Annotated in this window: 4 protein-coding genes; all 4 read right to left on the bottom strand. The window is 71.6% G+C overall.

Annotated features, from left to right (window positions below; all coding sequences use genetic code 11):
- Positions 1-12: 12 nt before the first annotated feature.
- The gene (locus tag ACFU99_RS34515; protein WP_363224892.1) at positions 13-1,161 is read right to left on the bottom strand and encodes an ROK family glucokinase; all 1,149 of its coding nucleotides are present in this window, start codon (positions 1,159-1,161) and stop codon (positions 13-15) included.
- Positions 1,162-1,405: 244 nt separating this feature from the next.
- The gene (locus ACFU99_RS34510; protein WP_384399790.1) at positions 1,406-2,404 is read right to left on the bottom strand and encodes an ATP-binding cassette domain-containing protein; all 999 of its coding nucleotides are present in this window, start codon (positions 2,402-2,404) and stop codon (positions 1,406-1,408) included.
- Positions 2,371-3,429, bottom strand: coding sequence for an ABC transporter permease (locus ACFU99_RS34505; protein WP_384399787.1), 1,059 nt, complete (start codon positions 3,427-3,429; stop codon positions 2,371-2,373). Before ACFU99_RS34505 ends, ACFU99_RS34510 begins: the two co-directional genes overlap by 34 nt.
- A complete protein-coding gene (locus ACFU99_RS34500) occupies positions 3,426-4,397 on the bottom strand; it encodes a sugar ABC transporter substrate-binding protein (protein ID WP_384399785.1) in 972 nt (323 codons plus the stop codon). The genes ACFU99_RS34505 and ACFU99_RS34500 overlap by 4 nt, the downstream gene beginning before the upstream one ends.
- Between the last annotated feature and the right edge of the window lie 58 nt (positions 4,398-4,455).

Here is a 4,455-nt window from a genome sequence, read left to right as displayed (position 1 = left end):
GGTCGGCGGCGATCATCCGCGTCCCGCCTGCCCGCGCGGCGCGAGCCGCACCGTGACCCCGGCCCGTTCGTACCGCTCCACGCGGCGGCGGTTCGCGCGCCGGAAGCGGCGGGCGACGAGCCGCGCCAGGTCGGCGGCGCCCACCATGCCCGCCTCGGGGCCCAGCTGGGCCTTGACGATACGGGCCTCCGGCCGGTAGCCGCGGCCGGTGAGGTGGCGGCGGAAGGCGTCCCGCGCCGGGCCGATCAGCAGGTCGTCGGCCGCGCTGACGCCGCCGCCGATGACGAAGCAGGAGGGGTCGAGGGCGGCGGCGAGGTTGGCGATGCCGACGCCGAGCCACTGGCCGATGTCCTGGAGCAGCTCGACGCACATGGCGTCGCCCTGCCGGGCCAGCTCGGTGATGAGCGGCCCGGTGATCTCGTGGACGTGGCCGCCGACCCGCTCGATGATGGTGTGCGCGACCGGCGAGTCGGCGGCTGCCAGCTCGCGCGCCTCACGGACCAGGGCGTTGCCGGAGCTGTACTGCTCCCAGCAGCCGCGGTTGCCGCACGGGCAGCGGTGGCCGCCCGGGACGACCTGCATATGGCCGAACTCGCCCGCGACCCCGTACTTGCCCCGCTTGACCTGGCCGTCCTCCAGGATCGCGCCGCCGATGCCGGTACCCAGCGTGATCATGACGAGGTGGTCCTCGCCGCGGCCTGCGCCGAACCGCCACTCGGCCCACGCGGCCGTGTTGGCGTCGTTGTCGACCATCACCGGCACCGCCAGCCGCCCCGCGAGCCGGTCGCGCAGCGGCTCGTCGCGCCAGGACAGGTGGGGGGCGAACAGCACGCGGGAGCGGTGCGCGTCGACCCAGCCGGCCGCGCCGATGCCGACCGCGTGCACGTCGTGCCGGTCGGAGAGGTCCAGGACCAGCTCGGTGATGGTGTCCTCGACGACCTTGGGGCTCTTGGACTTGTCCGGGGTCTCGGTGCGCACCTGCTCCAGGATGTTGCCGTCCGCGTCGACGACGCCGGCCATCACCTTGGTGCCGCCGATGTCGATGCCGACGGTCGGCACCCGGGGCGCGGTGAGGTGCGAGCGCCGCTCGCGGGTCCCCACCGTCTTGAGCACGGTGGCGCGGGCCGAGCCCCGGTGCACCCGTTCGCGGTACATGCTCATCGCCTGGCCCCTTCGCCGAATCCTGCGCCGGCCGCTGCGCGGGGCGCGCTCGCGGCGCGGCCGGTGCGGGCCGCGCGTACCGCACGTACCGCGCGGCCGGTGCGTTCGCCTGGGGTGCGTGGTCGCACGAGTCGTCGTCCCTGCGGATCTCTCGGGAGGCGCGTCGCCTCGGTCCTGCGGTCGGGCGTGGCGGGCTCGGCCCGCCGTGGCCGATTGTGCCTCACGCGTGGTGCGCGGCGCGCGGTCACTCCTGCGCGCGGTCCGCGGCCGACGCGCCGGACGGGCGGTCGCCGCCTTCTCCGGCGTCTTCTCCGCCCGGTCTTCCGGCCGGACCCGCGCCCTCCTCGGCGGCCGGGCCCTCGGCCTCTTCAACGTCCGCTCCGTCAGCTCGTCCCTCGTCCGGCTCCGCCACCGCGCGCCCCCCGATGACGTCCGGCCCCGGCGCCCGCGCCAGCTCGTGGCTGAGCTGCTCCAGCTCGCTGCCGCCCGCCATCTGCCGAGTGAGCTCGTCCAGGCCGATCTCGGACTTGGCGTGGCTGCCGGCCATCGCGCCGCGCTTGAGCAGGACGAAGCGGTCGCCGACGAGATACGCGTGGTGCGGGTTGTGCGTGATGAGGACCACGCCGAGGCCGGCGTCGCGGGCCGCGGCGACGTACTTGAGCACCACCCCGGACTGCTTGACGCCGAGCGCCGCGGTGGGCTCGTCGAGCACGAGCACCTTGGCGCCGAAGTAGACGGCGCGGGCGATGGCCACGCACTGCCGCTCGCCGCCGGAGAGCGTGCCGATCGGCTGGTCGACGTCGCGCAGGTCGATGCCCATGCGCAGCAGCTCGGCGCGGGTCGTCTCGCGCATCCGCCGGACGTCGAGGCGCTTGAAGGGCCCGGACCCCTTGGTGGGCTCGGAGCCGAGGAAGAAGTTCCGCCAGACCGGCATCAGGGGGACGACGGCGAGGTCCTGATAGACGGTGGCGATGCCGCGGTCCAGGGCCTCGCGCGGAGAGCCGAGGCCGGCCGGTTCGCCCTCGATCTCGAAGACGCCCGCGTCGTGCCGGTGCAGCCCTGCGATGATCTTGATGAGGGTGGACTTGCCGGCCCCGTTGTCGCCCAGTACGCAGGTGATTTCCCCCGCGTGGACCTCCAGGGACACCCCTTCCAGGGCGCGGATGTTCCCGTAGAACTTGCTGACGTCGGTGAGCTCGACGAGGGCCGTCACTTGCTTGCCTCCGCACGCTTGCGGACCCATGCGTTCAGCAGGGTCGCCAGGAGGAGCATCCCTCCGAGGAAGAACTTGAACCAGTCCGGGTTCCACTGCGCGTACACGATGCCCTTGCTGGTCATGCCGAAGATGAACGCGCCGACCGCGGAGCCGATGGCCGAGCCGTAGCCGCCGGTCATCAGGCAGCCGCCGATGACGGCCGCGATGATGTAGAGGAACTCGTTGCCGACGCCCTCGCCGGACTGCACCACGTCGTAGGAGAAGAGCAGGTGCTGGCCGGAGACCCAGGCGGCGAAGGCGACCGCCATATAGAGGCCGATCTTGGTGCGGTTGACGGGGACGCCGACCGCGCGGGCCGCGTCCGCGCCGCCGCCGACCGCGAAGATCCAGTTGCCGACGCGGGTGCGCAGCAGCACCCAGGTGGCCAGCGCCACCAGGGCGAGCCACCACACGATGGTGACCTGGAGGTCGACGTCGCCGAGCGAGAGGTGCGAGGCGAAGAGGGCGCGGGCCGAGGAGAAGCCCTCCATGTCGCCGATGGACTTGGTGGAGACCGTGCCGCTGATCAGCTTGGTGAACCCCAGATTGAGGCCCGTGAGCATCAGGAAGGTGCCGAGCGTGATGATGAAGCTGGGCAGCTTGGTGCGGGTGAGCAGGAAGCCGTTGAAGAACCCGATGGCGAGGGTGACCAGCAGGGACACCCCGACGCCGACCCAGACGTTGGCCGTCATCTGGTAGCTGAACATCGACGAGATCAGCGCCGACGAGGTGACCATCACGCCCGTCGACAGGTCGAACTCGCCGCCGATCATCAGCAGCGCCACCGGCACCGCCATGATGCCGATCGTCGAGGACGCGTACAGCACGGTGCTGAGGCTGGACGCCTGGAGGAAGTTGTCGGCGACGATCGCGAAGAAGACGAAGACGGCGATCGCGCCGACGACCGAGCCCAGCTCGGGGCGGCCCATCAGGCGGCGGGCCGGCGAGCGGTGCACCAGTCTCTCGTCCCCCGCGACCGGCGGTGTAGGGGTACCGGTCGGCGGGGCGCTCATCGGGTCCCCCGCTTCGTGTACTTCTCCAGGTCGGCCGCGTTGTCCTTGGTGATGATCTGGGGGCCGGTGAGGACCGGCTTGCCGCCGCCGAGCACGTCGGCGTTGTACTTGTAGAGCCACAGCACGTCGACGGCCTCGTACCCCTGGAGGTACGGCTGCTGGTCGACGGCGAAGCCGAGGGAGCCGTCCGAGAGGGACCGGGCGACCTTGGCGTTGAGGTCGAAGGTGTCGACCTCGGCCTTGCTGCCGGCCTGCTCGGCGGCCTTGACGGCGGTGGGGGCGAAGGGCGCGCCGAGGGTGACGACGGCGTCGACGTCCTTGTCGGACTGGAGCTTGGCCTCGATGGACGCCTGGACGTCGGGCATGTTGGTGCCGTCGACGTAGAGGTTCTTGAGGTCGCCCTTGAAGGTCTTCTTCGCGCCCGCGCAGCGCTGCTCGTGGCCGACGTTGCCCTGCTCGTGCAGGACGCAGACGGCCTTCTTCTTGCCGCGCTCGTTCAGCTCCTCGCCGACGGCCTCGCCGGCGATCGTCTCGTCCTGGCCGATGTGCGTCAGCGCCCCGAACCGCTTGGACTCCTCGGAGCCGGAGTTCACCGTGATGACGGGGATCCCGGCCTTCTCCGCCTTGGCCACGACGTCCTTGAGCGCGTCGGGCTTGGCGAGCGTGACGATCAGCCCGTCGACCTTCTGGTCGATGGCGGCCTGGACGAGCTGGGCCTGCTGGTTCGCCTCTTTGTTGTGGGAGTAGAGGAACTTGATGTTGTCCTTGGCCGCGGCCTGCTTCGCACCGTTCTGCACGATGTCCCAGAAGGTGTCGCCGTCGCCCGAGTGGGTGACCATCGCGAAGGTCCAGCGCGGCGTGTCCACGGCGGCCCGTCCCTGGGCGGCCTTGGCGGCCCGCTCCTCCGCCCGTTTGCCGCCCGTACTGCTGCACCCTGCCAGGGTCGCGCCGAGCACCGCTGCCAGCACGGCGCTGAACGCACGTACCCCTGTCCGAACCCTTGCCACGAGGACTTGCCCTTCTCAC

Source organism: Streptomyces sp. NPDC057654, from assembly GCF_042800135.1.
Classification (GTDB): domain Bacteria; phylum Actinomycetota; class Actinomycetes; order Streptomycetales; family Streptomycetaceae; genus Streptomyces.
The sequence above is the reverse complement of the archived record's forward strand: the minus strand, read 5'-3'. Positions and strand labels throughout refer to the sequence as shown.